Origin of the sequence: Pseudomonas sp., assembly GCF_030683065.1 — a bacterium.
Lineage (GTDB): Bacteria > Pseudomonadota > Gammaproteobacteria > Pseudomonadales > Pseudomonadaceae > Aquipseudomonas.
In genome coordinates this window covers 1-26,838 of the sequence record NZ_JAUXMX010000055.1, presented here as the reverse complement: position 1 = coordinate 26,838, position 26,838 = coordinate 1, and the positions used below count along the sequence as shown (strand labels likewise).

General features: G+C 60.5%; 25 protein-coding genes. 18 read left to right on the top strand and 7 right to left on the bottom strand.

Annotated elements, in window-relative coordinates; translation table 11 throughout:
* Positions 1–56 precede the first annotated feature (56 nt).
* Entirely contained in the window at positions 57–2,594 is a 2,538-nt protein-coding gene (locus Q8K09_RS17845) for a penicillin acylase family protein (protein ID WP_305256324.1), read from the top strand.
* 154 nt (positions 2,595–2,748) lie between these two features.
* Here Q8K09_RS17845 and Q8K09_RS17840 read toward each other — a convergent pair whose 3' ends face one another.
* Complete coding sequence (locus Q8K09_RS17840) at positions 2,749–2,976, bottom strand: hypothetical protein (protein WP_305256323.1); 228 nt, start codon at positions 2,974–2,976, stop codon at positions 2,749–2,751.
* Positions 2,977–3,471: 495 nt separating this feature from the next.
* Here Q8K09_RS17840 and nadE point away from each other — a divergent pair, with 495 nt between their 5' ends.
* On the top strand, positions 3,472–4,299 hold the full coding sequence (gene nadE / locus Q8K09_RS17835) for an ammonia-dependent NAD(+) synthetase (protein ID WP_305256322.1): 828 nt from the start codon (positions 3,472–3,474) through the stop codon (positions 4,297–4,299).
* 74 nt (positions 4,300–4,373) lie between these two features.
* On the opposite strand, the gene dcd is transcribed toward nadE, so the two are convergent.
* The gene (gene dcd, locus Q8K09_RS17830) at positions 4,374–4,940 is read right to left on the bottom strand and encodes a dCTP deaminase (RefSeq protein ID WP_305256321.1); all 567 of its coding nucleotides are present in this window, start codon (positions 4,938–4,940) and stop codon (positions 4,374–4,376) included.
* 325 nt (positions 4,941–5,265) lie between these two features.
* Here dcd and Q8K09_RS17825 point away from each other — a divergent pair, with 325 nt between their 5' ends.
* Positions 5,266–5,475: a cold-shock protein gene (locus Q8K09_RS17825; protein ID WP_079202733.1), complete on the top strand. Its 210-nt coding sequence runs from the start codon at positions 5,266–5,268 to the stop codon at positions 5,473–5,475.
* Positions 5,476–5,718: 243 nt separating this feature from the next.
* Here Q8K09_RS17825 and apbC read toward each other — a convergent pair whose 3' ends face one another.
* A complete protein-coding gene (gene apbC, locus Q8K09_RS17820; RefSeq protein WP_305256320.1) occupies positions 5,719–6,810 on the bottom strand; it encodes an iron-sulfur cluster carrier protein ApbC in 1,092 nt (363 codons plus the stop codon).
* 203 nt (positions 6,811–7,013) lie between these two features.
* Between apbC and metG the strand changes: the two genes are divergently transcribed.
* From metG to Q8K09_RS17775, 9 genes are all read left to right on the top strand, one after another.
* A complete protein-coding gene (gene metG, locus Q8K09_RS17815; RefSeq protein WP_305256373.1) occupies positions 7,014–9,056 on the top strand; it encodes a methionine--tRNA ligase in 2,043 nt (680 codons plus the stop codon).
* A gap of 157 nt (positions 9,057–9,213) precedes the next feature.
* A complete protein-coding gene (gene rsxA / locus Q8K09_RS17810) occupies positions 9,214–9,798 on the top strand; it encodes an electron transport complex subunit RsxA (protein ID WP_305256319.1) in 585 nt (194 codons plus the stop codon).
* Complete coding sequence (rsxB, locus tag Q8K09_RS17805; RefSeq protein ID WP_305256318.1) at positions 9,795–10,370, top strand: electron transport complex subunit RsxB; 576 nt, start codon at positions 9,795–9,797, stop codon at positions 10,368–10,370. Before rsxA ends, rsxB begins: the two co-directional genes overlap by 4 nt.
* A complete protein-coding gene (gene rsxC, locus Q8K09_RS17800) occupies positions 10,367–12,844 on the top strand; it encodes an electron transport complex subunit RsxC (RefSeq protein WP_305256317.1) in 2,478 nt (825 codons plus the stop codon). Before rsxB ends, rsxC begins: the two co-directional genes overlap by 4 nt.
* 136 nt (positions 12,845–12,980) lie before the next feature.
* Positions 12,981–14,012, top strand: coding sequence for an RnfABCDGE type electron transport complex subunit D (locus Q8K09_RS17795; protein ID WP_305256316.1), 1,032 nt, complete (start codon positions 12,981–12,983; stop codon positions 14,010–14,012).
* 26 nt (positions 14,013–14,038) lie between these two features.
* Positions 14,039–14,752 carry an electron transport complex subunit RsxG gene (gene rsxG, locus Q8K09_RS17790; protein ID WP_370869566.1) on the top strand — a complete coding sequence of 238 codons (714 nt, stop codon included), beginning with the start codon at positions 14,039–14,041 and terminating at the stop codon, positions 14,750–14,752.
* Positions 14,749–15,462 (top strand): electron transport complex subunit E, encoded by a 714-nt coding sequence (locus tag Q8K09_RS17785; RefSeq protein ID WP_305256315.1) that lies wholly within the window; start codon positions 14,749–14,751, stop codon positions 15,460–15,462. The genes rsxG and Q8K09_RS17785 overlap by 4 nt, the downstream gene beginning before the upstream one ends.
* Positions 15,459–16,097: an endonuclease III gene (gene nth / locus Q8K09_RS17780; RefSeq protein ID WP_305256314.1), complete on the top strand. Its 639-nt coding sequence runs from the start codon at positions 15,459–15,461 to the stop codon at positions 16,095–16,097. Before Q8K09_RS17785 ends, nth begins: the two co-directional genes overlap by 4 nt.
* A gap of 106 nt (positions 16,098–16,203) precedes the next feature.
* Complete coding sequence (locus Q8K09_RS17775; protein WP_305256313.1) at positions 16,204–16,383, top strand: PA3496 family putative envelope integrity protein; 180 nt, start codon at positions 16,204–16,206, stop codon at positions 16,381–16,383.
* A gap of 139 nt (positions 16,384–16,522) precedes the next feature.
* On the opposite strand, the gene gloA is transcribed toward Q8K09_RS17775, so the two are convergent.
* From gloA to Q8K09_RS17760, 3 genes are all read right to left on the bottom strand, one after another.
* Positions 16,523–16,915 (bottom strand): lactoylglutathione lyase, encoded by a 393-nt coding sequence (gene gloA, locus Q8K09_RS17770; protein WP_305256312.1) that lies wholly within the window; start codon positions 16,913–16,915, stop codon positions 16,523–16,525.
* Between the two features lie 73 nt (positions 16,916–16,988).
* Entirely contained in the window at positions 16,989–18,206 is a 1,218-nt protein-coding gene (locus Q8K09_RS17765; protein ID WP_305256311.1) for an argininosuccinate synthase, read from the bottom strand.
* A gap of 147 nt (positions 18,207–18,353) precedes the next feature.
* Positions 18,354–19,226: an OmpA family protein gene (locus Q8K09_RS17760; RefSeq protein WP_305256310.1), complete on the bottom strand. Its 873-nt coding sequence runs from the start codon at positions 19,224–19,226 to the stop codon at positions 18,354–18,356.
* Between the two features lie 240 nt (positions 19,227–19,466).
* Between Q8K09_RS17760 and pyrC the strand changes: the two genes are divergently transcribed.
* The 6 genes from pyrC (at position 19,467) to Q8K09_RS17730 (ending at position 25,524) form a co-directional block, all read left to right on the top strand.
* Positions 19,467–20,513, top strand: a complete 1,047-nt coding sequence (pyrC, locus tag Q8K09_RS17755; protein ID WP_305256309.1) for a dihydroorotase — start codon at positions 19,467–19,469, stop codon at positions 20,511–20,513.
* A gap of 62 nt (positions 20,514–20,575) precedes the next feature.
* Positions 20,576–21,187: a ribonuclease T gene (gene rnt, locus Q8K09_RS17750; RefSeq protein WP_370869565.1), complete on the top strand. Its 612-nt coding sequence runs from the start codon at positions 20,576–20,578 to the stop codon at positions 21,185–21,187.
* Positions 21,188–21,407: 220 nt separating this feature from the next.
* Positions 21,408–21,626 carry a bacterioferritin-associated ferredoxin gene (locus Q8K09_RS17745; RefSeq protein ID WP_305256307.1) on the top strand — a complete coding sequence of 73 codons (219 nt, stop codon included), beginning with the start codon at positions 21,408–21,410 and terminating at the stop codon, positions 21,624–21,626.
* Positions 21,627–21,822: 196 nt separating this feature from the next.
* Positions 21,823–22,293: a bacterioferritin gene (gene bfr, locus Q8K09_RS17740; RefSeq protein ID WP_305256306.1), complete on the top strand. Its 471-nt coding sequence runs from the start codon at positions 21,823–21,825 to the stop codon at positions 22,291–22,293.
* A gap of 211 nt (positions 22,294–22,504) precedes the next feature.
* On the top strand, positions 22,505–22,951 hold the full coding sequence (locus Q8K09_RS17735) for a GNAT family N-acetyltransferase (RefSeq protein WP_305256305.1): 447 nt from the start codon (positions 22,505–22,507) through the stop codon (positions 22,949–22,951).
* 209 nt (positions 22,952–23,160) lie between these two features.
* The gene (locus tag Q8K09_RS17730) at positions 23,161–25,524 is read left to right on the top strand and encodes a DNA polymerase II (RefSeq protein ID WP_305256371.1); all 2,364 of its coding nucleotides are present in this window, start codon (positions 23,161–23,163) and stop codon (positions 25,522–25,524) included.
* Between the two features lie 80 nt (positions 25,525–25,604).
* Here the strand turns inward: Q8K09_RS17730 and Q8K09_RS17725 are convergent, their stop codons facing one another.
* Positions 25,605–26,366, bottom strand: coding sequence for an alpha/beta hydrolase (locus Q8K09_RS17725; RefSeq protein WP_305256304.1), 762 nt, complete (start codon positions 26,364–26,366; stop codon positions 25,605–25,607).
* Positions 26,367–26,838 lie beyond the last annotated feature (472 nt).

Sequence of the window (26,838 nt, the reverse complement as noted above, 5' to 3'; positions counted from 1 at the left end):
AAATAGTACGTTTACCCACCGATTTTCCAGCCCCGCGTCTGTAAGGAGCTAGCTGTATGCTAACGCGCGCATTCCGCCCCCTAGCCCACCTGGGCCTTGCCGCCGGCCTCACTGCCGGCTTGGCGTTAAGCGGCTGCCAGTCATTTCTCGACAGCCGGTACAGCGATAGCCTGCACCCGGATCAAGGCACCGTGCGCGTGCAGGGCCTGGCACAAAACGTGGTGATTCGACGCAATGCCTTGGGCATGCCGCTGATCGAGACCAATACGTTCCACGACGCACTATTCGCCTTGGGCTATGTGCATGCCAGCGACCGCCTCAGTCAGATGGTCGGGCTACGCCTGATGGCCGAAGGTCGATTAGCAGAGATGGCTGGCCCCGGGGTACTGGAAATTGATCGCCTGATGCGCGCGGTCAACTTGAAGAAAAGTGCCGAAGTGCTGTATGCCAACGCCTCGCCACGCCTGAAAAAGTTTTTCGAGGTATACGCCCGCGGCGTCAACGCCTACCTGTTCCGCTATCGCGACAAGCTGCCGATGGACCTGGCGCAATCCGGCTATCGCCCGCCCTACTGGAAAGCCGAAGACTCGGTACTGGTGTTCTGCCTGCTGAACTTCGGCCTATCGGTCAACCTGCAGGAAGAAATCGCCGCCCTGGTGCTCACGCAGCAAGTCGGCAGCGAGCAACTCGCCTGGTTGCTGCCCACCTACCCGGACGAACCGCTGCCATTCGATGAGGCCGCAAAACTCAAGGGTCTGAACCTCAGCGGACAGATTCCAGGCCTGGCCGCTGTCAACAATGCGGCCAGCCAGCTCGCCAGCACCCACATGCTTGGCGTCGCCGCGTCCAACAACTGGGCCATAGCCCCACAGAACAGCCGCAGCGGCAAGAGTCTGCTGGCCAACGATACCCACCTGCCATTGTCGATGCCATCGGCGTGGAACTTCGTGCAGATCCGCTCGCCGAAATTCCAGGCCGCCGGCGTGTCGATTGCCGGCGTACCCGCTATCGTTGCCGGGTTCAACGGCAAACTCGGCTGGGGCATGACCATGGTCATGGGTGACAACCAGGACCTGTTCCTGGAGAAGATCAAGCGCGAAGGCGATCGGCTCTACTACCAGGCCGACGGCAAATGGCTGGCTACTCGGGAGCGCCAGGAAACCTTCTTTATCAAGGGTCAGCGGCCGATCCGCGAAACCATCTTCGAGACCCGTCACGGCCCGCTGCTCAACTCGGTATTGGGCGAGCGCAAACATCCGTTACAGCCCCTGCAATTGAACAGTGGCTACGGACTGGCCTTGCAAACCACGCAGTTCGAGGCGGATCAATCCCTAGACGCACTGTTCGACCTGTCCCGCGCGCAGTCAGTCGAGCAAGCCTTTGAGGCCACCCGCGAAGTGCGCGCCATGCCATTGAATATCGTCTTCGCCGACGCCCAGCATATTGGCTGGCAGGTTACCGGACGCTTTCCCAATCGGCGCGAAGGCCTTGGCCTGATACCTTCACCTGGCTGGGACAGCCGTTACGACTGGGATGGTTTCGCCGATCCGATGCTGCATCCCTACGATCAGGATCCACCGCAGGGCTGGCTGGGCACCGCCAACCACCGCACCGTGCCGCGCGGCTACGGCATGCAGCTGTCCAACTCCTGGTATTACCCTGAGCGCTACGAGCGCCTGGCGCAGCTGGCTGGCAACGGCAAGCACGACACTCGCAGCATGATTGCCATGCAGTACGATCAGACCACACCCTTTGTCGGCAAACTGCAAAGCATGTTCGAGGCACCGGGCATGGCCGAGCCGCTGCAAAAAGCCATCGAGGCCCTGCCAGCGCTAGAACGCAGCAAAGCGCGCGAAGCCTACAGCCGACTAATGGCATTCGACGGCAACCTCCAGGCGAGCTCGTCAGATGCCGCACTCTATGGCGCCTTCCTGCACGAAAGCGCGCGGCAGATTTTCCTCGATGAACTGGGCCCCGAAACCAGCCCCGCATGGCTGGCTCTGGTAGAGACTGCTAACAAATCCTATTCGGCCCAGGCCGACCACCTGCTAGGCCGTGACGACAGCCCGTTCTGGAACGATATCGGCAGCGCCCAGCAAGAAGACAAACCTGCCATTCTCGCTCGCAGCCTGGCCGCCGCGGTGACCTTCGCCGAAGCCAAGCTCGGCAGCGAGCGCAGCGCCTGGCAGTGGGGCAAGCTGCACCGCTACGACTGGGTCAGCGAGACCAGCAAACTGGCGCCTTACATGAGCACCAGCCAGCGCACTGCGGTCAACTCACTGAAGGGCTACCTGGACCGCGGCCCCTACCCCGCCGGAGGCGACCACAGCACACTCAATGTATCGGCCTACAACTGGGGGCAGGACTTCGACACCTGGCTGATCCCGGCCATGCGCATCGTCGTCGACTTCGGCCGCGAAGAGCCGTTGATCGGCCTCAACAGCTCCGGCCAATCCGGCAACCCGGCGAGCAAGCATTACGCCGACGGCATTGATGCCTGGCTCAAGGGCCAGTACATGAGTTTCCCGTTTCAGCCCCAGAATCTCGAAAAGGTCTATGGCAGCAAGCGCCTGATCCTGACACCCGGAAAATAGCCACCACTGGTCGGCGGCGATTGAACCAATGTGCCAGGCCTCAGCTCTGAAGAAACAGACTTACTCCATAGGTCATCACTTTAGGGCGCCTTCTGGCGCCCTTTCTTTTGCGCATGATTTACCTCCGCGCTCGCGGCCCAGCAACTGACAAGGGTCAGACGCGGGTGATCCCGGTGATGGTGATGCCATAACACTCATCCAGGCGCACCGCCGGGGTCTGGATTTCATTGGGTAAATCTTTTGGCTCTTCGCACTCGTAAACCTTTTCGGCCATTTTGAGCAACTGCAGAACCGCCTTCTCCATGTCTGGCTTGCGGCTGGATTGCAGCTCGAACACCTCGGTCCGCTCATCTTTGCTGTATGTAATCTTCCAGGTCGTCATAACTGATTCCTCCAGTACTAAAACACTCGAACGCCTCTTGAATAGGCGACACGCTTCTGCGTCAGACACACCCTACCAAAGCAACTCGACCGGTACAGGCCGTACCTCGCAGCACAGCCTTTCCAGATGTTTCAGCGCCACTGCTCCGCCAGACCGCAGCACTGTTCAGTTAAGCCAAATGCGCCGTTTTTTGTAGCCTGGATTAAATCCGGGGCAATCCAACGCCGACCAGCCGCACTGAAGGTGGAACTACGGAACAACCGACATCGCTGATGTGCTCGGCACTGCAGCAGCACTCCGCGGGGCCTAAGCGCCTGCTGTTCGCTTGAATTTCAGCCCAGAACACAACTTTGCAGATTAACGCGAGGGCATAGTTGGCTTATGATCCTTTAGCGTTTGTGGCAAACCATCACGATGGAAAGCCATGCCACCACGAGCAGGCCGTCGCTTGCCGCCCACCATCATCCGCGTACCGACTTGCCCCAAGGAACCAGCATGAGCAGCCGCCAAGCCGAAATCGCCACTGCCCTGAACGTGGTGCCCCCCTTCGCCGACGAAGCCGCCCTGCTGGCTGAGATCGAGCGACGCAAAACCTTTATCAAGGATTGCCTGCGTAACGCCGGCCTAAAAGTACTGGTGCTGGGTATCAGCGGCGGGGTCGACTCACTGACCGCCGGGCGTCTGGCGCAGCTAAGCGTGGAAGAACTGCGCAACCAGACCAACGATGCTGCGTACCGTTTCATTGCCGTGCGCCTGCCTCACGGCACCCAGCACGACGAGCACGATGCCCAGGCATCACTGCAATTTATCGGCGCGGACGAAGAAGACACGGTAAACATCGAAGGCAGCGTGACGGGACTCGGCGAACAGGTCACTCACCTGCAGCAACTCACCGCAGCACGCCGCGACTTTGTCGTCGGCAACATCAAGGCCCGCGTGCGCATGGTCGCCCAGTTCGCCATCGCCAATGCCAATAATGGCCTGGTGATCGGCACCGATCACGCTGCCGAGGCGGTGATGGGCTTTTTTACCAAATTCGGTGATGGCGCTTGCGACCTGGCCCCGCTCAGCGGCCTGGTCAAAGGGCAGGTGCGTGCTATTGCCAAGCAACTTGGCGCACCGGAAAACCTGGTATTCAAGGTACCCACCGCCGACCTGGAAGAACTGCGTCCCGGTAAACCGGACGAAGAAGCACATGGCGTCAGTTACGCCGAGATCGACGCCTTCCTGCATGGCCAGCCGGTTCGCGACGAGGCGTATGCGATCATCACCCGCACCTACGACAACAGTCGGCACAAGCGCGAACTGCCGCTGGCACCCTGATTACGAAATCACGGGCAAGAAAAAGCCGGGTTCCACACAATGTGGAACCCGGCTTTTTTAATCCAGAAAATCGATCAGGCTTTCGGCAAGGTCACACCACGTTGCCCCTGGTATTTGCCGCCGCGATCCTTGTAAGACACTTCACACTCCTCATCAGATTCGAGAAAGAGCATCTGCGCCACACCTTCATGGGCATAGATCTTCGCCGGCAAGGTGGTGGTGTTGGAAAACTCCAGCGTCACATGGCCTTCCCATTCTGGCTCCAGCGGGGTGACGTTGACGATGATGCCGCAACGCGCATAAGTGCTCTTGCCCAGGCAGATGGTCAGCACATTGCGCGGGATACGGAAGTATTCAACGGTGCGCGCCAGGGCGAAGGAGTTCGGCGGAATGATGCACACGTCGCTTTTGACGTCGACAAAGCTCTTTTCGTCGAAGTTCTTCGGATCAACGGTAGCCGAATTGATGTTGGTGAACACCTTGAATTCATCGGCACAGCGCACATCGTAGCCATAGCTGGAAACACCGAAGGAGATCAGCGGCTGACTGCCTTCTGCGCGTACCTGGCGCTCAACGAAGGGTTCGATCATGCCGTGCTCTTGAGCCATGCGGCGAATCCATTTATCCGATTTGATGCTCATGGCGAGTGTCCTGAATAAGCGGGTGATGAAGAAGTGAACGCATCTTACCGGGGCCGGCGACAGGGTTCAAAGGCTGTCGACCCATGCCAGCCCATAAGTTATGGCCATACTTCAACCATCGCCGAATAACAGAAAGGCGCACAGAGCGTTCGCGCTTATCGTTAAAACCGCGTACAGTAGCGCCACTGTGCTGCATGTGTCACCGCGAATCGCTACTTGATGCCTAGATTTCGATCCAAACATCGTCCGACTCCTAGTACTCGTTGCACTCAGTCCCGGCCTGGGCTTTTCCAGGGCTGTTATCAAAATTGTTAGGAGACATAACATGTCGAATCGTCAGAATGGTACCGTCAAGTGGTTTAACGATGAGAAAGGCTACGGCTTTATCACTCCGCAATCCGGTGATGACCTGTTTGTACACTTCAAAGCTATCCAGAGCGATGGCTTCAAGAGCCTGAAAGAAGGCCAAGCAGTTACTTTCGTGGCCACCCGTGGTCAGAAAGGCATGCAAGCTGAGGAAGTTCAGGTTGCATAACCTGATCTAACCCGCTTGTTAAAAAGCCCCGCCTAGTGCGGGGCTTTTTTGTGGGCGCAAATTGGCGCAAACCGTCGACACTCGCAGCAGGCAGTGCACCATGGTTCATCGGCACGGCACAAAGCTGGCGGGTTTTCGCTACGCTGCGAGCCCGCCGGATTGGTGCCGCACCAATTTGTAGAGGCTACGCCCGCTGCGGACACCAGCAGGCAGTCGCAGTAGGCGAGCGTTTTTCACAAACTCTCAGTCATCGCTGACCATGATGCTTGGCATCGCCTGCTGTCGATCACCCTGGGCGATGCGCGCGCCAACGTTACGGGCAATCTCCTGATAAATCATGGCGATCTGGCTTTCCGGGTCGGCGATAGTGGCCGGCTTGCCGCCGTCGGATTGCATGCGAATGGCCATCGACAACGGCAAAGACGCCAACAGGTCGACATCGAACTGCGCGGCCAGCTTCTCGCCACCACCCTCACCGAACAGATGCTCGGCATGCCCGCAGTTCGAGCAAATATGCACTGCCATATTTTCCACCACACCGAGCACCGGGATATTCACCTTGCGGAACATCTCTACGCCCTTCTTCGCATCCAGCAATGCCAGGTCCTGCGGCGTGGTGACGATTACCGCACCGGACACCGGCACCTTCTGCGCCAGAGTCAACTGGATGTCGCCAGTGCCTGGCGGCATGTCGACCACCAGATAATCCAAGTCATTCCAGGCGGTCTGGGTGATTAGCTGGATCAACGCACCAGAGACCATCGGCCCGCGCCATACCACTGGGGTATTTTCGTCGGTCAGAAAAGCCATCGACATCACTTCGATACCATGGGCTTTGAGCGGCACGAACCATTTCTGATCCTTGATTTCAGGCCGCGTACCCTCGGCGATACCGAACATGATGCCCTGACTCGGACCGTAAATGTCCGCATCGAGAATGCCGACCTTGGCGCCCTCACGCATCAACGCCAGCGCCAGGTTGGCGGCGGTGGTGGACTTGCCCACACCGCCCTTGCCTGAGGCCACGGCGATCACATTCTTCACATTGGCCAAGGCCGGCACCTGGGTTTGCGCCTTGTGCGCCTCGATCACGCAATCGACTTGGACCTGCGCACTGTCGACGCCATCGAGGCCTTCCAGGGCCATCTGCAGCATCTGCGCCCAGCCGCTTTTGAACAAACCGGCGGCGTAACCCAACTGCAGCCGCACACCAACCTTGCCACCCTGGATGTCTACCTCACGCACACAGCCAGCACTGACCGGATCCTGATTAAGATGGGGATCGATGTATTGGGACAATGCGGCTTCGACCGCCGCGCGGGTAACAACACTCATGGAGGACTCCGAAAGACTGAGTAAATCAGGCGGACATATTACCCCAGGGCAACAGCTATAGGCGCAAGCCTACTCACAATCGAGCAGTTGGCAGGTATCCCGAGACACTATCGACGACAGGGTTTGCCTGCGCGAGGATGAAAAAAATTCCCCGCACCTATATAGTTGCCGGCTTCCCTGAGTTACCAGTGCAGCCGATCCCCATGAGCGAAGCCCGCAAAATTCTCGTTACCAGCGCCCTGCCCTATGCCAACGGCTCGATCCACCTCGGCCATATGCTCGAGTACATCCAGACCGATATGTGGGTGCGCTTCCAGAAACTGCGCGGCAACCAGGCCATCTACGTCTGCGCCGACGACGCCCACGGCTCGGCGATCATGCTGCGCGCCGAGAAAGAAGGCATTACTCCGGAACAGTTGATCGCCAACGTCAAGGCTGAACACACGGCTGACTTCGCTGACTTCATGGTGGACTTCGACAACTACCACTCGACCCACTCCGAAGAGAACCGCGAGTTATCCGCAGCGATCTACCTGAAGCTGCGCGACGCCGGGCATATCGCCACGCGCTCGGTAACCCAGTACTTCGACCCGGAAAAGGGCATGTTCCTCGCCGACCGCTTCATCAAGGGCACCTGCCCGAAATGCGGCGCTGAAGACCAGTATGGCGACAACTGCGAGAAGTGCGGCGCCACCTATGAGCCCACCGAACTGAAGAACCCGCGCTCTGCCATCTCCGGTGCGGTGCCGGAGTTGCGCGACTCCAAGCACTTCTTCTTCAAACTGCCAGACTTCGACGCCATGCTGAAAAGCTGGACCCGAGGCGGCGCCTTGCAGGACGCGGTGGCCAACAAGATCGCCGAATGGCTAGATTCCGGCCTGCAGGAATGGGACATCAGTCGCGATGCGCCCTACTTCGGCTTCGAGATCCCTGACGAGCCGGGCAAGTACTTCTACGTGTGGCTAGACGCACCCGTCGGCTACATGGCCAGCTTCAAGAACCTCTGCGCACGCACTCCCGAGCTGGATTTTGATGCCTTCTGGGGCAAGAACTCGACGGCCGAGCTGTATCACTTCATCGGCAAGGACATCGTCAACTTCCACGCCCTGTTCTGGCCGGCCATGCTCGAAGGCGCAGGTTTCCGCAAGCCGACTGCGGTCGCTGTGCATGGCTACCTGACCGTCAACGGGCAGAAGATGTCAAAGTCGCGCGGCACCTTCATCAAGGCGCGCACCTACCTGGATCACCTCAACCCGGAATACCTGCGTTATTACTACGCAGCCAAACTGGGCCGCGGCATTGAAGACCTCGACCTCAACCTCGAAGACTTCGTGCAGAAGGTCAATTCGGATCTGGTCGGCAAAGTCGTCAATATTGCTAGTCGTTGCGCGGGCTTTATCCACAAGGGTAATGCCGGCGTGCTGGTTGCCGGCAATGCCGCACCCGAACTGACCGACGCCTTCCAGGCCGCAGCCCCGAGCATCGCCGAGGCCTACGAGGCCCGTGACTTTGCCCGCGCCATGCGCGAAATCATGGGCCTGGCCGACCGCGCCAACGCCTGGATCGCCGACAAGGCGCCCTGGGCCCTGGCCAAACAGGACGGCAAGCAGGACGAGGTGCAGGCCATCTGCGCCCTGGGCATCAACCTGTTCCGCCAGCTGCTGATTTTCCTCAAGCCGGTACTGCCTAAACTGGCTACCGATGCCGAGGCCTTTCTCAATGTCGCGCCGCTGACTTGGGACGACCACCAGAACCTGCTGGCCAACCATCAACTGAACCCGTTCAGCGCCCTGCTGACCCGAATCGAACCTGCGAAAATCGACGCCATGATCGAAGCCTCCAAAGAAGACCTGGCCGCCAGCGGTGCCGCCCCAGCAGCAGCCGGCAATGGCGAACTGACAAAAGATCCGCTGGCCGCAGAGATCAATTTCGACGCCTTCGCCGCAGTGGACCTGCGTATTGCCCTGATCGAGAAATGCGAATTCGTCGAAGGTGCCGACAAGCTGCTGCGCCTGACCCTGGATATTGGCGATGCCAAGCGCAACGTGTTCAGCGGGATCAAGAGCGCCTATCCGGACCCAAGTAAGCTGGAAGGCCGCCTGACCCTGTACGTGGCCAACCTGGCCGCACGCAAGATGAAGTTCGGTATCAGCGAAGGCATGGTCCTGGCTGCAGGCCCCGGCGGTGAGGAAATCTACCTGCTTAGTCCGGACAGCGGCGCCAAGCCGGGCCAGCGGGTCAAGTAAGCAACTGCGGCGGATTGGCGCAGCGTGCCCCAATACGCTGCGCCAGCCTTATGCCGGCCACTCAGGAACAGTTATCTGGCTTGTGTGGCCTGACCGGCTTGCCGATAATAGAAGCCCCTTTCCCCACGGCCTTGCCTGTCCACCAACGGAACCCGCAATGACCGAACTCGCCTTGATCATGGTCAGCGCCATCCTGGTCAATAACTTCGTGCTGGTGCAATTCCTCGGCCTGTGCCCGTTCATGGGTGTGTCGAAGAAAATCGAGACGGCCATTGGCCTGTCCCTGGCCACCACCTTCGTTCTGACCCTGGCGGCCATGTGCAGCTACCTGGTTCAGCAGTACGTGCTCAAGCCGCTGGATATCGAGTTCCTGCGCACGATCAGTTTTATTCTGGTGATCGCCGTGGTGGTGCAGTTCACCGAAATGGTGGTGAACAAGACCAGCCCGCTGCTGTACCGCGTGCTCGGCATTTTCCTGCCGCTGATCACCACCAACTGCATCGTTCTCGGCGTGGCCCTGCTGAATGCCAACAAGGCCGAGTTCTCCTTTATCACGGCTACCGCCAACGGCTTTGCCGCCGGCCTCGGTTTTTCTCTGGTGCTGGTGCTATTCGCCGCCATGCGTGAGCGTATTGCCATCGCCGACGTGCCTAAATCCTTCCAGGGCGCCGCCATCGGCATGATCACCGCCGGGTTGATGTCGCTGGCGTTCATGGGCTTTACCGGACTGATCAAGCTATGAGCCTGGTACTCAGCGCGATTCTCGCCTTGCTCGGGTTGTGCCTGGTGGCCGGCGCCATCCTCGGTTTTGCCGCGGTGCGCTTCAAGGTCGAAGGTAACCCGATTGCCGAACAGATCAACGCCCTGCTGCCGCAGACTCAGTGCGGCCAGTGCGGCTATCCCGGCTGCAAGCCTTACGCCGAGGCGATTGCCGGCGGCGACAAGATAAACAAATGCCCGCCTGGCGGCGAAGCGACCATCCAGGCATTGGCCGACCTGTTGGATGTCGAAATCGAACCGCTGGATGCGGTGGAAGGCGAGAAACCACAAATGGTCGCCTACATCCGCGAAGCCGAGTGCATCGGCTGCACCAAATGCATTCAGGCCTGCCCAGTGGACGCCATTGTCGGCGCGGCCAAGCAGATGCACACGGTGATTGTCTCCGAATGCACCGGCTGCGACCTCTGCGTCGAACCCTGCCCGGTGGACTGCATCGACATGATCCCGCTGGGCAGCAGCGTGCAAAGCTGGAAGTGGAGCAAGCCCCTGTCACCGGGCCAATTGATCGCCAGTGATCGGGAGCAGGCAGCATGAGCGCAATGCAACCTCTGGCGTGGGAGATCCCCGGCGGCATTCATCCGCCGGAACGCAAGCACCTCTCCAATCGCACCTCGATCCAGCTGGCGCCACTGCCCAAGCGCCTGGTGCTGCCGCTCAACCAGCACATCGGCGCTCCAGCCGAGCCACTGGTTAGCCTGGGACAACGGGTACTCAAGGGCCAACTGATCGCCACGGCCAATGGCTTTGTCAGCGTACCGCTGCACGCGCCAACATCAGGCACCATCAGCTTCATCGGGCCGCAACCCTACCCGCATGTATCCGGCATGCTCGCCCAGGCCATCGTCATCGACAGCGACGGCCTGGACCAGTGGTGCGCCCTGACGCCCCGCCCTGACTACCGCCATTTGGAAAACAACAGCCTGCTGGCGATTATTCGCCAGGCCGGGATCAGCGGCATGGGTGGCGCTGGCTTCCCTACAGCGGTCAAGCTCAACGCCCGGCCAACCCAGAAGATTCATACGCTGGTGATCAACGGCACCGAGTGCGAGCCCTACATCACCGCCGACGACCTGTTGATGCGCGAGCGGACCGAGCAACTGATCTCCGGCATCGACATCCTCGCCCAGCTGATCCAGCCCGACCAGGTACTGATCGGCGTCGAAGACAACAAACCCGAGGCCATAGCGGCGCTGCGCTCAGCCCTGCATGACCGCAGCTATCAACTGCGGGTGTTCCCGACCAAATACCCCTCGGGCGGCGAGAAACAACTGATCCAGATTCTCACCGGTGTCGAAGTCCCCAGCGGTGGCCTGCCGGCGGATATCGGCATCCTCTGCCAAAACGTCGGCACCTGCAAAGCCATCCATGATGCGGTGGTCCTCGGCAAACCGCTGATCTCGCGCATCACCACCCTCACCGGCGAAGCCCTGGCGCGGCCGATGAACGTCGAGGTGCTGCTCGGCACCCCAGTGGGCGAACTGCTTGAGTTTGCCGGCCTCGACCGCAGCAAGCTCAACCGTTTGATCATGGGCGGCCCGATGATGGGCTTTACCCTGCCCGACTTCGACGTGCCACTGATCAAGACCACCAACTGCCTGCTCGCCGCGACCAGCGCCGAATTGCCACCGCCGCCGCCGGCCATGCCGTGCATCCGCTGCGGCGAGTGTGCCGAAGTCTGCCCGGCCAGCCTGCTGCCGCAGCAACTGCATTTCTTCGCCATCGGCCAGGAACACGAGCAACTCAAGGCGCACAACCTGTTCGACTGCATCGAATGCGGCGCCTGCGCCTATGTCTGCCCGTCGAGCATCCCGCTGGTGCAGTACTACCGCGCGGCCAAAGGCGAAATTCGCGATCTGGAACAGAAGCAGCTCAAGGCCGAACAGTCCAAGCAACGCTTCGAGCTGCGCCAGGAACGCCTGCGCCGCGCTGAAGAACAGAAAGAAATCGAGCGCAAGGCCCGCGCCGAGAAAGCCGCCCGCGTCAAGGCAGCTCAAGCCGAAGCACCGGCGAGCACTGATGCTGGCGCACCAGCCGGCGTCGGCGATGAACTGAAAAAACTCAAGATCGAAGCCAGCATGGCCCAGGTCGCGCAGAAGAAGGCAGAGAAACAACTGGCGACGCACGCCACGCCTGAACTGCAGGCACAAGTAGACCAGCTGCGCAGCGCCGCCACAGCCGCACAGCAGGCCCTGGGCGCCGCGATGGTGCACAGCCCGCCTGTCGCAGCAGCAACAGCGCCTGCGCTCGATGACGGCGTCCTGAAGAAGGCCAAGATCGACGCCGCCATGCTCCGCGCCCAGTTGCGCAAGCTGGAGAAGCTCGAAACCCCGGACGACGATCAACAGGCCGAATTAGCCCGCCTGCGTCAACAGCTCGAAGAGGCCGAAAAGGTTCTGACCAGCCTGCAAAGCCAGGCCACGCCACCGGCAACGCAGCCGGCCGATGACGGCGCCCTGAAGAAGGCCAAGATCGACGCCGCCATGCTCCGCGCCCAGTTGCGCAAGCTGGAGAAACTCGAAACCCCGGACGACGATCAACAGGCCGAACTGGCGCGCCTACGCCAGCAGCTCGAAGAGGCCGAAAAGGTCCTGACCAGCCTGCAAAGCCAGGCCGCGCCACCGGCAACGCCGCCGGTCGACGACAGTGCCCTGAAGAAAGCCAAGATCGAACTGGCAATGCAGCGCGCCGCGTTGAAAAAAGCCGAAAAGGCCGGCAGTGATGACGCCGAACTGGGTCGTCTGCGCGATGCGTTGAGCCAGGCCGAACAGGCGCTGCACACAGCCGAGGCGACGACCAGCACGCCTGCGCCCACGCTGGTACGCACTGACAAACAGCCGATCGACGACGCCACCCGCGCGCTGAAAACCGAGGTGGCCTTCGCCCGCGCAGACCTGCGCAAGCTGGAGCGTGACCCGAGCAGTGCCACCGATGCCCTGGCTACAGCCCGTCAACGCCTGGCGCAAGCCGAACAACAATTACAGCAACACGCAGGCTCACCAACACCCTGAAGCCCGGATGCAACAAGGGTGGGTGGCCTTGAGACTACCCACTAAAAATGCCCAATAGTGGCTCCGGGCTACGATTCTGAACAGCAGTCAAGGCCGCGCACCGCGCAGCCTGCATAAGTCACCAACCGGAGAGCCAATGGCCCTGCCCCGTATCACATCGCCCCACGCCAAGGGCAGCAATCGCACCCAGCAGGTGATGCTGCAGGTACTGCTGGCCACCGCGCCGGGCATCTTGGCGCTGACCTGGCTGTTCGGTGCCGGCACCCTGATCAACCTGCTCTGGGCCAGCGTCTGCGCCCTGGGCTTCGAAGCGGCGATCCTGGCCCTGCGCCAACGCCCCCTGGGCTTCTTCCTCAATGACTACAGCGCCCTGGTCACTGCAGTACTGCTGGCCCTGGCCCTGCCAGCCTATTCGCCCTGGTGGCTGACCCTGATCGCCACCGGCTTCGCCATCGTGTTCGGCAAGCAACTGTACGGCGGCCTGGGGCAGAACCCGTTCAACCCGGCGATGCTCGGTTATGTAGTGGTGCTGATCTCCTTCCCGGTGGAAATGACCAGCTGGCCAGCGCCGCACACGATCGGCCTACTCGACGGTCTGCAGCATATTTTTGGTTTGGCCGCCCTGCCCGATGGCTGGACCCAGGCTACTGCGCTGGATGCTCTCAAGATCAATAAAAGCCTGACCATGGACGAACTCTGGGCACAGAACCCAGCCTTTGGCCGCTTCGGCGGCAATGCGGTTGAGGCGGTCAATCTGGCTTTCCTCGCCGGCGGTCTCTATTTGCTCTACAAGCGCCTGTTCACCTGGCACGCACCCGTAGGCATGCTCGCCGCCCTGGCAATCATGAGCCTGCTGTTCTGGAATGGTTCGGGCTCGGATTCCAACGGCTCGCCGCTGTTTCACCTGCTCACCGGCGCGACCATGCTTGGCGCTTTCTTCATCGTTACCGATCCGGTATCCGGCGCCACCAGTAATCGTGGCCGGCTGATTTTCGGTGCCGGCGTCGGCGTGCTGGTCTATGTGATCCGCGCCTGGGGCGGCTACCCGGATGCCGTGGCCTTCGCCGTGCTGCTGATGAACCTGGCGGCTCCGACCATCGATTACTACACAAGACCGCGCACCTACGGTCATCGCAAGCCGACTCGCGGCTTCAAGTTGGGCGAATGAACATGCTCCCGGAAATCAGCCGTTCGATGCTGAAAAACAGCCTGGTACTCGGCCTCTTTGCCATCGTCACGGTCGGCCTGGTGACGCTGATCCAGCAAGCCACCGCCACGCGGATCGAGGCCTCCGCGCGCGATGCTCAGGTACGCGCGCTGGGCGAGATCCTGCCGCCCGGCAGCTATGACAACCATCTACTGGATAACAGTATCCAGGTGCATGACGCCCTGCTTGGCAGCCGCAGCCCGCAACCCGCGTACATCGCGATGAAGGATGGCCAGCCTAACGCGGTGATCCTCCAGGCCACGGCGCCGGATGGTTACAGCGGCGCGATCCGCCTGCTGGTCGGCATTCAAGCCGATGGCCGACTGGCCGGCGTGCGCGTGCTCAACCACCGCGAAACACCCGGCCTGGGCGACAAGATCGAAGTGAGCAAAAGCAGCTGGATCCAGAGTTTCATCGGCAAGTCGCTGAACAACCCGAGTGAAACTGGTTGGGCGGTGAAAAAGGATCGCGGTGAGTTCGATCAATTCGCCGGTGCCACCATCACCCCACGCGCAGTGGTCAAAGCGGTGCATAACGCGCTGCTGTATTTTGATCAGCATCGTGCCGAACTGCTGGTCGCCGGCAATGCGACAGCGGACAGCGATAGCGCCTTGCTCGACGCGGCAATCCGCAATACACCCGCCCTGCCGGCCAGCGAGGGCGACAGCAGCGGCCCTGACGATCAAGGAACCGCGCCATGAGCAGCCCCAGCTACCGTGATATCACCCTTAACGGCCTGTGGAAGAACAACCCGGCGCTGGTCCAGCTACTCGGCCTTTGCCCGCTGCTCGGGGTCAGCAACTCCACGGTCAACGCCCTCGGCCTGGCGCTGGCCAGTGCGGTGGTACTGATCTGCTCCAACACCGCCGTGTCGCTGGTGCGCGGCGTGGTCAACACCGCCGTGCGCCTGCCGGCCTTCGTGATGATCATCGCCGCCCTGACCACCTGCATCGAACTCTTGATGCAGGCCTTCACCTACGAGCTGTACCAGATCCTCGGCATCTTCATCCCGTTGATCACCACCAACTGCGTGATCCTCGGCCGCGCCGACGGCTTTGCCGCGAAGAACGATCCAGGCCGGGCCGCCTACGATGGCCTGATGATGGGCATTGGTTTCGGCGTGGTTCTGGTGATGATTGGTGCGCTGCGTGAGTTGTTCGGCACCGGCGCGGTATTTGCCAACATGCACCTGCTGTTTGGCCCGGTAGCCGCCGACTGGCAGTTGACCCTTTTCGCCGACTACAAAGGCTTTCTCCTGGCGATTCTGCCGCCGGGGGCCTTCATCATGCTCGGCCTGCTGATTGCCGGAAAGAACCGCATCGACCAGATCCTGATCGAACGCGCCAAGGCCCGTCAGGCAGATATCCCAGTACAAAGCCGCCGGGTCAGGGTCACCGGGGTGATCGAGTGAACGCGGCAAAGCGTCACGAGATATTTCGACGCTTGCACGAAGACAACCCCGAGCCAAAAACCGAACTGGCCTACAACTCGCCCTTCGAGCTGCTGATCGCGGTCATCCTCTCGGCCCAAGCCACCGACGTTAGCGTCAACAAAGCCACCGCAAAGCTTTACCCGGTGGCCAATACGCCACAAGCGATCTATGCCCTGGGCGTGGCGGGATTATCCGAATACATCAAGACCATCGGCTTGTTCAACGCCAAGGCGAAGAACGTCATCGAGACCTGTCGCATCCTGGTGGAGAAGCACAGCAGCCAGGTGCCGCAGACCCGCGAAGAGCTCGAAGCCCTGCCCGGGGTTGGCCGCAAGACTGCCAACGTGGTCCTCAACACCGCTTTTCGGCAGCTGACCATGGCGGTGGACACGCATATTTTCCGGGTCAGCAACCGCACCGGCATTGCCCCTGGCAAGAACGTGCTCGAGGTGGAGAAGAAGCTGCTGAAGTTCGTGCCCAAGGAATTTCTCCTCGACTCACACCACTGGCTGATACTGCATGGCCGTTATGTGTGTCAGGCGCGCAAGCCGCGCTGCGGCAGTTGCCGCGTAGAAGACCTGTGCGAATACAAGCACAAAACCTCCGATGATTGAGCTTTCAATAGTTTTATATCTGATCGATTGAAAAAAACTTTTTTACCCGCCCGTGTTTTGCCGTTATAAGGTGCGCCAATGGCCTTGGTAGCCTGGAGTGAAAAACATGAGCACTGGTAAAGAAAACCTCGAGCTCGACGAAGAATTTGTCGCAGAAGATGCCGACGATAGTGATACCCCTGTTGAGGTTGCCAAAACCAACCTGGCTAAACGGCGTGTTATCGACAATCTTCTCGAAGAGCGGCGATTGAACAAACAACTGGCCGAATATGATTTCGACCTGTAAACCTAAGCCGATACGAAAAAGCCCTCGCAGATCTGCGGGGGCTTTTCGTTTATAGCCAGATGCAATCTGGGCTATGGGTTTCGGTTTTTGCGTGGGCCAACGGTGACGCCTGGCCCCATGCAGTCAGCGAACCGTACCCTCAGTCCTTACGCGACGGCGACAGCAATTCGATCTTGTAGCCATCCGGGTCTTCGACGAAGGCCAGGATACTGGTGCCGTGCTGCATCGGCCCCGGCTCGCGGGTGATCTTGCCGCCACGGGCACGTATGTCATCGCAGGCCTTGTAGACATCCGCCACTTCCAGGGCGATATGGCCGTAGCCGGTGCCCAGTTCGTAGCTGTTGACGCCCCAGTTGTGGGTCAGTTCGATCACGCTGTTATGCGCCTCGTCACCGTAACCGACGAAGGCCAGAGTGAACTGGCCGTCCGGGTAGTCCTTGCGGCGCAACAGGGTCATACCCAGTACGTCGGTATAGAAGGCAATGGAGTTATCCAGATCGCCAACTCGCAGCATGGTATGCAGCAGTCTCATCGGGTTTTCCTCTTCTAGAAAGCAAAACCCCGGCTTATGGCCGGGGTTCGTCAGACACAAGGCGATCAGCTTATCAGATCAGCTTGCGGCCTTTGCCCGCAGCGATGCGCATGCGCAACGCATTGAGCTTGATAAAGCCACCGGCGTCCGCCTGGTTGTACGCGCCGGCATCGTCCTCGAAAGTGGCGATATTGGCGTCGAACAACGAATCGTCAGACTTGCGCCCGGTGATGATCACGTTGCCTTTGTACAGCTTCATGCGGACCACGCCGTTTACGTTGGCCTGGGAAGCATCGATCATCTGTTGCAGCATCAGACGCTCAGGGCTCCACCAGAAGCCGTTGTAGATCAGGCTGGCGTACTTGGGCATCAGCTCGTCTTTCAGGTGAGCGACTTCGCGGTCCAAGGTGATCGACTCAATGGCGCGGTGGCCCTTGAGCATGATGGTGCCGCCGGGCGTCTCGTAGCAGCCACGGGACTTCATGCCGACATAGCGGTTTTCGACGATATCCAGTCGGCCGATGCCGTTCTCGCCGCCGATGCGGTTCAGCTCAGCCAGTACGGTGGCCGGGCTCATGTCCTTGCCGTCGATGGCGACAATGTCGCCGGCACGGTAGGTCAGCTCGATATAAGTTGCAGTGTCCGGCGCCGCCTCGGGAGAGACAGTCCATTTCCACATGTCTTCTTCGTGCTCGGTCCAGGTGTCTTCCAGCACGCCGCCTTCATAGGAGATGTGCAGCAGGTTGGCGTCCATGGAGTACGGCGACTTCTTCTTGCCGTGACGCTCGATCGGAATGGCGTGCTTCTCGGCGTAATCCATCAGCTTCTCGCGCGACAGCAAGTCCCACTCGCGCCACGGGGCGATGACTTTAACGCCTGGCTTGAGGGCGTAAGCGCCCAGTTCGAAACGCACCTGGTCGTTACCCTTGCCGGTGGCGCCATGGGAGATGGCATCGGCGCCGGTTTCGTTGGCGATTTCGATCAGGCGCTTGGCGATCAGCGGACGCGCAATGGAGGTGCCCAGCAGATACTCGCCTTCGTAGACGGTATTGGCACGGAACATCGGGTAGACGAAGTCGCGGACGAATTCTTCACGCAGGTCGTCAATGTAGATTTCCTTGACGCCCATGGCCTTGGCCTTGGCGCGAGCCGGTTCAACTTCTTCACCCTGACCGAGATCGGCGGTGAAGGTCACCACTTCGCAGTTATAGGTGTCTTGCAGCCACTTGAGGATCACGGAGGTGTCCAGGCCACCGGAATATGCCAGGACTACCTTATTTACGTCGGCCATGCCAATCAACTCCACGGGGTTGTTCGGGAAAACCCGTGATTCTACTGGTCGCGCAAGATGATTTACAGCACTGCGACAGTCCGTGACGACAAAGCGGCAACGCCCTGCCCCACCGAATCGCCACTCCAGCCACTGCTGCAGCATGGTTCAAGGCGTTTCAGAGGCTTCCGCGACACGCGCCAGCAACATACCCACCCGGCGATTTTTCGCCCGATTGGCCTCACTGTTGTTCGGCACCAGCGGATAACGCTCGCCATGAAAGCGCATCGTGATCTGCTCGGCCGCCACGCCATTGGCTTTCAGATACTCCATCACGGCCATGGCGCGGCGCCGCGACAAATCGCGATTGGTCAGGCGATTGCCGCTGTTATCAGCATGCCCGTCGAGTTCGATGCGATTAACGCTGGGGTCGGCCTTGAGATAATTCAGGATGATGTCCAGCTTGGCCTGGGCCAACGGCGCCAGATCCACGCCACCACCCGGGAAACCGACTTGGGACTGGCGAATCTGTTCAAAATTGACCGGCAGTAGTTTGGCCGTACAGGCCAAATATTCATTGTAGGCCTTGCGAAACCTGACCGGCAGCAAACGCACTTCGAGGCTGTCGCCGGCATGCTGGGTGCGGTGGCGGATCAACGGGCTACGACCTTCGAGCAGACCGGTGAGCAGACGACTGGCCTGCTCTTGCGTGCTACTGAAAGGCATCTCACCGTCGCCCACCCTGACTGACCCCAGGTTGATGTCGCCACGCCCCGGCTGCCAGGGCGCCGCAGCAGCCAGCAATGTTGCCGAACCGCTGCCCAGCCAACGCTCAGGCACCTGCAAGTTGAAGGTCGCCTGTTCGCCAGCCCTGCGCACGAATATTCCTGCGCCGAAGTCGGTGACTGGCTGGCTCAAACGGCACTCGAACTGGTCACCCGCGACCGCCCACTCGACCTTCTCCAGACGGGTCTGGAAGGTGATGGCTAGCACTGGCTGACTGGCCAGCAGGCACAAGAGGGCGAGTGAGGGCGGACGCACGGAAGACTCCAAAAAATACCACGTACCCCCTGACTATCGGTGCCGCCGGGCAAAACTTGAGCCGCTGATTGAGCCAGCAGACCCAGCAAAGCCGGACCGCACGCCGGGATTGCCGTTTGAACTGTTGTGCGACCCGGTTTTTCGCCGCAACAGCTGATCGCACTCACGCCGCTTTCGGCGTGCCCTGACAGGGCTTTTCCGGTAGCATTCCCGGCACGTTTTGCCCGCCTGGAAACACCCATGACCGACCGCCTTACTTTGCTGCGTCCCGACGACTGGCATATTCACCTGCGCGATGGCGATCTGCTGCCGCACACCGTCGCCGACGCGGCGCGGACCTTTGCCCGCGCCATCATCATGCCCAACCTGGTGCCGCCGGTACGCAATACCGGCGAAGCCGATGCCTACCGCCAGCGGATTCTCGCCGCACGCCCGGCTGGCAGTCGCTTCGAGCCCTTGATGGTGCTTTATCTCACCGACCTGAGCAGCCCGGACGATGTACGCGCAGCCAAGGCCTCGGGCTTTGTCTATGCAGCCAAGCTCTATCCGGCCGGCGCCACCACTAACTCCGACTCCGGCGTGACCAGCATCGACAAGATCTTCCCGACCCTTGAGGTAATGGCCGAAATCGGCCTACCGCTATTGGTGCACGGTGAAGTGACCCGCAGTGAGGTCGATGTATTCGACCGCGAAAAGTACTTTATCGATGAACAACTGAGCCGGGTGGTCGAGCGTTTTCCGACCCTCAAGGTGGTATTCGAGCACATCACCACCCGTGACGCGGTCGAGTTCGTCAATGCGGCATCAGCCAATGTAGGCGCGACCATTACCGCCCACCACTTGCTGTACAACCGTAACCACATGCTGGTCGGCGGCATCCGCCCGCACTTCTATTGCCTGCCGATTCTCAAGCGCAACGTGCACCAGGAAGCCCTGCTCGACGCGGCCACCAGCGGCAATCCCAAGTTCTTTCTCGGCACCGACTCGGCGCCGCATGCCCGGCATGCCAAGGAAGCTGCCTGCGGCTGCGCCGGTTGCTACAGCGCCTATGCAGCCTTGGAGCTGTATGCCGAGGCATTCGAGCAGCGCAATGCCCTGGACAAACTCGAGGCCTTCGCCAGCCAGCATGGCCCGGACTTCTATGGCCTGCCGCGCAACAGCGAAACCATCACCCTGGTTCGTCAGGACTGGGTCGTACCTGGTGAATTACCGCTGGGCGATCAAACCGTAATCCCGCTGCGCGCTGGTGAAACCCTGCGCTGGCGCCTGCTGGAGGACAACGTGTGAGCGGCGAACACTACGATACTGAATTGGACCACCCGAACACAGGTAGCGGTTCGCGTCACCCGATGGCGGAGCGCTTTCGCGGCTACCTGCCAGTGGTGGTAGATGTGGAAACCGGCGGCTTCAATTGCGCCACCGATGCCCTGCTAGAAATCGCCGCCACCACTATCGGCATGGATGAAAGTGGCTTTCTCTACCCCGAGCACACCCTGTTTTTCCGCGTCGAGCCTTTCGCTGGCGCCAATATCGAACAGGCAGCCCTGGACTTCACCGGGATCAAACTCGATCACCCGTTGCGCATGGCCGTCAGCGAAGAGCATGCGCTGACCGAGATTTTCCGCAGCTTGCGCAAGTCGCTGAAATCCAATGGCTGCAAGCGGGCGATCCTGGTGGGGCACAACAGCAGCTTCGACCTCGGCTTTCTGAATGCCGCCGTCCTGCGCTGCGACCTCAAGCGTAACCCCTTTCACCCTTTCTCCAGCTTCGACACCGCCACCCTCGCCGGCCTTGCCTACGGCCAGACCGTACTGGCCAAAGCCTGCCAGGCCGCTGATATCGACTTCGACGGCAAGGAAGCCCACTCGGCCCGTTACGACACCGAAAAAACTGCCGAATTGTTCTGCGGCATCGTCAACCGCTGGAAGGAAATGGGCGGCTGGCAAGACTTCGACAACTAAAGCCACAGCAGCTCACAAAAAACCGGCCCAGGCCGGTTTTTTTGTGGGGTGCTAGACGCCTATAACGCCGACGGCAAAACCTAAGAACGCGGCGCCACCTCGACCGTTTGTCTGCTGCACACAGCGGCGAAGACCTTCTCAGAATATAGCTTTGACAAGCATTCTCATTAGCATTAGTATCAATCGCAACCAACTACTGCCATGCGACGGGTCTTACGCTATGTATGTCTGCCTCTGCGAAGGTGTCACCGACAACCAGATCCGCGACGCAATCTTTGAAGGTTGCTGCAGCTACCGTGATGTACGTGCCGCTCTCGGCGTGGCCAGCCAATGCGGCAAGTGTGCCTGCCTGGCCAAACAGGTAGTGCGCGAAACCTTGGGCGAAGTACAGAGCAGTCAGGCAGCCTCGGCTTATCCAGGAAGTTTTGTCGCAGCCTGAATTAACCGATGCAAAAAACCGGACCCTGTGTTCGGTTTTTTTATGCCTTAAATTCAAGCGTTTAGACTCTGAATACGGAGCAAAATCATTCTTGCTAGTATTTATTTCTGCCTAAATTTCAAATGCTTAGATTTGACAGACCGTAGTAGCCGGCTCAGAATTTCCAATCAAATTCCCCAGCAAGGCAGCTCAGACCATGAAAGGCGACAAGAAAGTCATCCAGCATCTGAACAAGGTCCTCGGTAACGAGTTGGTCGCCATCAATCAGTACTTCCTGCATGCGCGGATGTACGAAGACTGGGGCCTGAAAAAACTTGGCGAGCACGAGTACCACGAATCCATCGACGAGATGAAGCACGCGGACAAGCTGATCAAGCGCATCCTCTTCCTCGAAGGGCTGCCGAACGTGCAAGACCTCGGCAAACTGCTTATCGGTGAAAACACCAAGGAAATACTTGAGTGCGACCTGAAGATCGAGCACAAAGCCCATATCGACCTGAAGGCAGCGATCGCCTACTGCGAGAGCATCGGCGACTACGCCAGCCGTGAGTTGCTGGAAGACATCCTCTGCTCGGAAGAAGAGCATATCGACTGGCTGGAAACCCAGCTCAGCCTGATCGAAGCCATTGGCTTGCAGAACTACCTGCAATCGCAGATGGACGAGTAGATTCACCGATTGAGCAGGAGGCGGTTTGACTGCCGCCTTCCTCTCACGCCAGCGCACCCTGCTAGCGGCGCCACGGCATACAACGACCTGTTCGACGTACCCAACTACACGCTCCTGGGTGATTGTTGTCGAGCGCAGGTTTTGAGTTGCTACCCTCCCCGCGCGGCCACTCCTCCGCTATTTCCCCGCAAGTGCCCACACAGGAAAGCACATGACAGACACACTTTACCGCTTGAGTCTGGGTGCCGACCCACAGGCCATGGCCGTGGTGCGCCAGGGCCTTGAACGCTTCAATGTCGAACAGATTGGCGCTTATGCCTATGAGGACTTCCAGCTGTATGCCCGCGACAGTGCCGGCCAGGTAGTGGGCGGCCTGTTCGGCCACTCAGGCATGGGCTGGCTGTACATTGATTACCTGTGGCTGGATGACAACCAGCGCAGCCATGGCCTGGGTACACAGCTGTTGCATGCAGCAGAGGACGAGGCGCAGCGCCGCGGCTGTCAGGGCGTGTTTCTTTATACTTACAGCTTCCAGGCGCCGGGCTTCTACCACAAACAGGGCTATCAGCTGATGGGGATACTCGAAGACTGCCCGCCCGGCCACCAACGTCACTACCTGAAGAAATCACTCAGGACGCAGGACGCACAGCCGGGTTAGCGGGCCGCTGGGCAAAGCAGCAGTGGCTGAGCGCACGGAGGCATATGTGTTGACCCTGGCCATTCCTCAACATGGACGCATCTTCTGGACGGTTTTAACCCTGCCCTGCTCCGTTACTAGCGGAAAACCCGCCTAGCTGCCCTGGCCGCGCAATCGCGGCCCATGCCACGTAGCATCGCGCCGTGAAACAAGCACTTGAGGTTGCAGCGGTGGATTTACAGCAGGGCTTCGTCCTGACCCGACATTGGCGCGATACGCCCGCCGGCACCCAGGTCGAATTCTGGCTGGCGACCGACGCGGGGCCGCTGCATATCCGCCTGCCTTGCCAGCCGTCGGTGGCCTTTATTCCTGCCGAACAGCGCGCGCTGGCCGAGGCGCTGCTGCGCGGCGAGCGTGACGTCGAGCTGCGCCCACTGGATCTATGCGACTTCCAGCATCGACCGGTGCTCGGCCTGTATTGCCGCCAGCATCGCCAGTTGATGAATATCGAAAAACTGCTGCGCAAGGCCGGGGTCGAGGTGTTCGAGGCCGATATCCGTCCGCCGGAGCGCTACCTGATGGAGCGCTTCATCACCGCGCCGGTGTGCGTCAGTGGCAAGCCGGACGCCAGCGGCATGCTGCTCGATGCGCAGATGAAGCCCGCGCCGGCCTATCGCCCGCGCTTGCGGCTGGCGTCCCTGGACATCGAAACCAACGCCCAGGGTGATTTGTACTCCATCGCCCTGGAAGGCTGTGGCCAGCGCCAGGTGTACATGCTCGGGCCGGCCAATGGCGTGGACACGCCGCGCGACTTTGCCCTCGAGTACTGCGCCAGCCGCAAGCAGCTGCTGGAGCGTCTCAACCAGTGGCTGGCCGCCCATGACCCCGATGCGATCATCGGCTGGAACCTGGTGCAGTTCGACCTGCGCGTACTGCACGAGCATGCCCAGCGCCTGCAGGTGCCGCTGATACTCGGCCGCGGCGGCGATGCCATGGGCTGGCGCGAGCACGGTAGCCGCAACAATCACTTTTTCGCCGAAGCCGCTGGACGACTGATCATCGATGGCATCGAGGCGCTACGTTCGGCGACCTGGAGCTTCGCCTCGTTCAGCCTGGAAAACGTCGCGCAGACCCTGCTCGGCGAAGGCAAGGACATCGCCACGCCCTACCAGCGCATGGACGAGATCGACCGCATGTTCGCCGAGGACAAGCCCGCCCTGGCGCGCTACAACCTCAAGGACTGCGAGCTGGTCACGCGGATCTTCGCCAAGACCGAGATCCTCACTTTTCTGCTCGAACGCGCCACCGTAACCGGCCTGCCCGCCGACCGCAGCGGCGGCTCGGTCGCGGCCTTCTGCCACCTGTACATGCCGCTGATGCACCGCCAGGGTTTTGTCGCGCCGAACCTCGGCGAGCGGCCACCGGAAGCCAGCCCCGGCGGTTTCGTCATGGAGTCGCAACCCGGCCTGTACGAGTCGGTGCTGGTGCTCGACTACAAGAGCCTGTACCCGTCGATCATCCGCACCTTCCTGATCGATCCGCTGGGGCTGATCGAAGGCATGCGCCATCCCGAAGACACCGCGTCGGTGCCGGGCTTTCGCGGCGCCCGTTTCTCACGCACCCAGCATTGCCTGCCGGCCATCGTCGAGAGCGTCTGGCAGGGGCGCGAGACGGCCAAGCGCGAGCACAACGCGCCACTGTCGCAGGCGCTGAAGATCATCATGAACGCCTTCTATGGTGTGCTCGGCTCCAGCGGCTGCCGCTTCTTCGACCCGCGCCTGGCGTCCTCGATCACCCTGCGCGGCCACGAGATCATGCGCCGGACCCGCGAGCTGATCGAGGCCGAAGGCCATGCGGTGATCTACGGTGACACCGACTCCACGTTCGTCTGGCTCAGGCGCGCCCATGGCGAGGACGAGGCGGCGCAGATCGGCCGCGCCCTGGTGCAGCGCGTCAATCAGTGGTGGCGCGAGCATCTGCGTCAGGAATACGACCTGGAAAGCGCGCTGGAACTGCAATTCGAGACCCATTACAGCCGCTTTTTGATGCCAACCATCCGCGGCGCCGAAGAGGGCAGCAAGAAGCGCTACGCTGGCCTGGTCGTGGCGGTGGACGGCAGCAGCGAGATGGTCTTCAAAGGCCTGGAAACGGTGCGCAGCGACTGGTCGCCGCTGGCCCGGCAGTTCCAGCGTGAGCTGTACCTGTTGATCTTCAACCGCCAACCGTACCAGGACTATATCCGCGACTACGTGCGCCGCACCCTGGCCGGCGAACTGGATGAACTGCTGATCTACCGCAAGCGCCTGCGTCGCCGCCTGGACGACTACCAGCGCAACGTGCCGCCACATGTGCGTGCGGCGCGCATGGCCGATGAGTACAACGACCAACAGGGCCGCCCGCGCCAGTACCAGAACGGCGGCTGGATCAGCTACGTGATCACCCTCGCCGGCCCCGAACCGCTGGAAACCCGGCGCACGACCATCGACTACGACCACTACCTCACCCGCCAACTGCAGCCGGTGGCAGACGCCATCCTGCCGTTTGTCGGTGACGACTTCACCCAACTGGTCGGTGGCCAGCTCGGCCTGTTCTGAGGCTTTATTCACCCATCACCAGCAGACCGTTAAAACATGTAGGCGCCCAGCCCCGATTGCATCCGGGCTACAAAACGGGGTCACAGCGCGGCGCGGAGCAGCTCCAGGTACACCGGGCTCTCGGAGATCGAGTTGTGGCCCTTGCCCGGGATCACCTTGAGCGCGGCCACGCCGGGCGCGAAATGCCGGTAGAGCGCCTCGCTACTGGCACGCGAGATGATTTCATCCTGCTCGGCCACGACCAGCAGGGTCGGCACCTGGATACGTGCGGCATAGGTCGAAGACTCGAACTTGTCCTTGAGCAGCCACTTGATCGGCAGGTAGGGAAACTGACGCGCCGCAAAAGCCAGCAGGCTGTCAAACGGCGTAATCATTACCAGGCGCGAAGCTGGGCGTTGACTGGCCAGACGAATGGCGACCGCAGCACCCAGGCTACGGCCCATCACCACGGTCCGCGGGTGCATGGCATGCACCCAGTCGAACAAGGCCAGGGCATCGCGCTGGATCGCCTCCTCGGAAGGCGACCCGGAGCTGCCACCATAACCTCGGTAGTGCATCAGATAGAGCGCATGCTCGGGAAACACCTCAGCGAACTCAGGCAGGTTGAGCGAAACATCCTCAGCATTGCCGCCGAAGTAGATCAAGGCATTCGGACCGGCGTGCGGCCGAACCGAGACCAGCACCTCGCCATCATCCACCACCAGCCTGAGCAGTGTGCTGGGGTGGCTGATGGCAAGCGGTTGCGGGAAGTAGATGAGGCTGCGCTGAAACACCCACACCGCCACACAGATCGCCACGTAGAAGGCGGCAAGTATTGCCAGGAGCGAGAACATGCGCGACATAGGGTTAGCGTCTCTTCGGATAAGCGGGGTCGCCCCGTCTACGACGCCGCGCAGTCGCGCAGCAAACGGGGTGCTCAAGGATCAGGACCGTAGGATGGGTGGGGCCGCCTAGGTTAGGCGCCCGCAAATTGACCTGCAGCAGCAGAACAAACGCGCCGTAACCCATCGCGGAGTTCAGCCACGACATCCGGATACAGGTATAAATCGCTCGATGGGTATCGCTACGCTCAACGCCATCCTACGGTTCCGGCCCCTACGAGACTTCGCACCTGTTTAATTTATATATATAACAATGAGTTATATTTTGCTTGATGAGGCCGGGCCGAATGACTGCCTGAATTCATAGAATAAGTGCAACGCTTGAAACGATAGGCAGAGGGCCAGCCACCGGTAGAATCCAGGCTCTCACACCAAAGGATTCAAGCGCAGATGACTACGCATTACCGGCAGCTGACCCGGGCCCAACGTTACC

Coding starts and splice junctions, on each gene's coding strand:
- Q8K09_RS17845 (WP_305256324.1), top strand. CDS start 57: ATGCTAACGCGCGCATTCCGCCCCCTAGCCCACCTGGGCCTTGCCGCC.
- Q8K09_RS17840 (WP_305256323.1), bottom strand. CDS start 2,976: ATGACGACCTGGAAGATTACATACAGCAAAGATGAGCGGACCGAGGTG.
- nadE (WP_305256322.1), top strand. CDS start 3,472: ATGAGCAGCCGCCAAGCCGAAATCGCCACTGCCCTGAACGTGGTGCCC.
- dcd (WP_305256321.1), bottom strand. CDS start 4,940: ATGAGCATCAAATCGGATAAATGGATTCGCCGCATGGCTCAAGAGCAC.
- Q8K09_RS17825 (WP_079202733.1), top strand. CDS start 5,266: ATGTCGAATCGTCAGAATGGTACCGTCAAGTGGTTTAACGATGAGAAA.
- apbC (WP_305256320.1), bottom strand. CDS start 6,810: ATGAGTGTTGTTACCCGCGCGGCGGTCGAAGCCGCATTGTCCCAATAC.
- metG (WP_305256373.1), top strand. CDS start 7,014: ATGAGCGAAGCCCGCAAAATTCTCGTTACCAGCGCCCTGCCCTATGCC.
- rsxA (WP_305256319.1), top strand. CDS start 9,214: ATGACCGAACTCGCCTTGATCATGGTCAGCGCCATCCTGGTCAATAAC.
- rsxB (WP_305256318.1), top strand. CDS start 9,795: ATGAGCCTGGTACTCAGCGCGATTCTCGCCTTGCTCGGGTTGTGCCTG.
- rsxC (WP_305256317.1), top strand. CDS start 10,367: ATGAGCGCAATGCAACCTCTGGCGTGGGAGATCCCCGGCGGCATTCAT.
- Q8K09_RS17795 (WP_305256316.1), top strand. CDS start 12,981: ATGGCCCTGCCCCGTATCACATCGCCCCACGCCAAGGGCAGCAATCGC.
- rsxG (WP_370869566.1), top strand. CDS start 14,039: ATGCTGAAAAACAGCCTGGTACTCGGCCTCTTTGCCATCGTCACGGTC.
- Q8K09_RS17785 (WP_305256315.1), top strand. CDS start 14,749: ATGAGCAGCCCCAGCTACCGTGATATCACCCTTAACGGCCTGTGGAAG.
- Q8K09_RS17775 (WP_305256313.1), top strand. CDS start 16,204: ATGAGCACTGGTAAAGAAAACCTCGAGCTCGACGAAGAATTTGTCGCA.
- gloA (WP_305256312.1), bottom strand. CDS start 16,915: ATGAGACTGCTGCATACCATGCTGCGAGTTGGCGATCTGGATAACTCC.
- Q8K09_RS17765 (WP_305256311.1), bottom strand. CDS start 18,206: ATGGCCGACGTAAATAAGGTAGTCCTGGCATATTCCGGTGGCCTGGAC.
- pyrC (WP_305256309.1), top strand. CDS start 19,467: ATGACCGACCGCCTTACTTTGCTGCGTCCCGACGACTGGCATATTCAC.
- rnt (WP_370869565.1), top strand. CDS start 20,576: ATGGCGGAGCGCTTTCGCGGCTACCTGCCAGTGGTGGTAGATGTGGAA.
- Q8K09_RS17745 (WP_305256307.1), top strand. CDS start 21,408: ATGTATGTCTGCCTCTGCGAAGGTGTCACCGACAACCAGATCCGCGAC.
- bfr (WP_305256306.1), top strand. CDS start 21,823: ATGAAAGGCGACAAGAAAGTCATCCAGCATCTGAACAAGGTCCTCGGT.
- Q8K09_RS17735 (WP_305256305.1), top strand. CDS start 22,505: ATGACAGACACACTTTACCGCTTGAGTCTGGGTGCCGACCCACAGGCC.
- Q8K09_RS17725 (WP_305256304.1), bottom strand. CDS start 26,366: ATGTCGCGCATGTTCTCGCTCCTGGCAATACTTGCCGCCTTCTACGTG.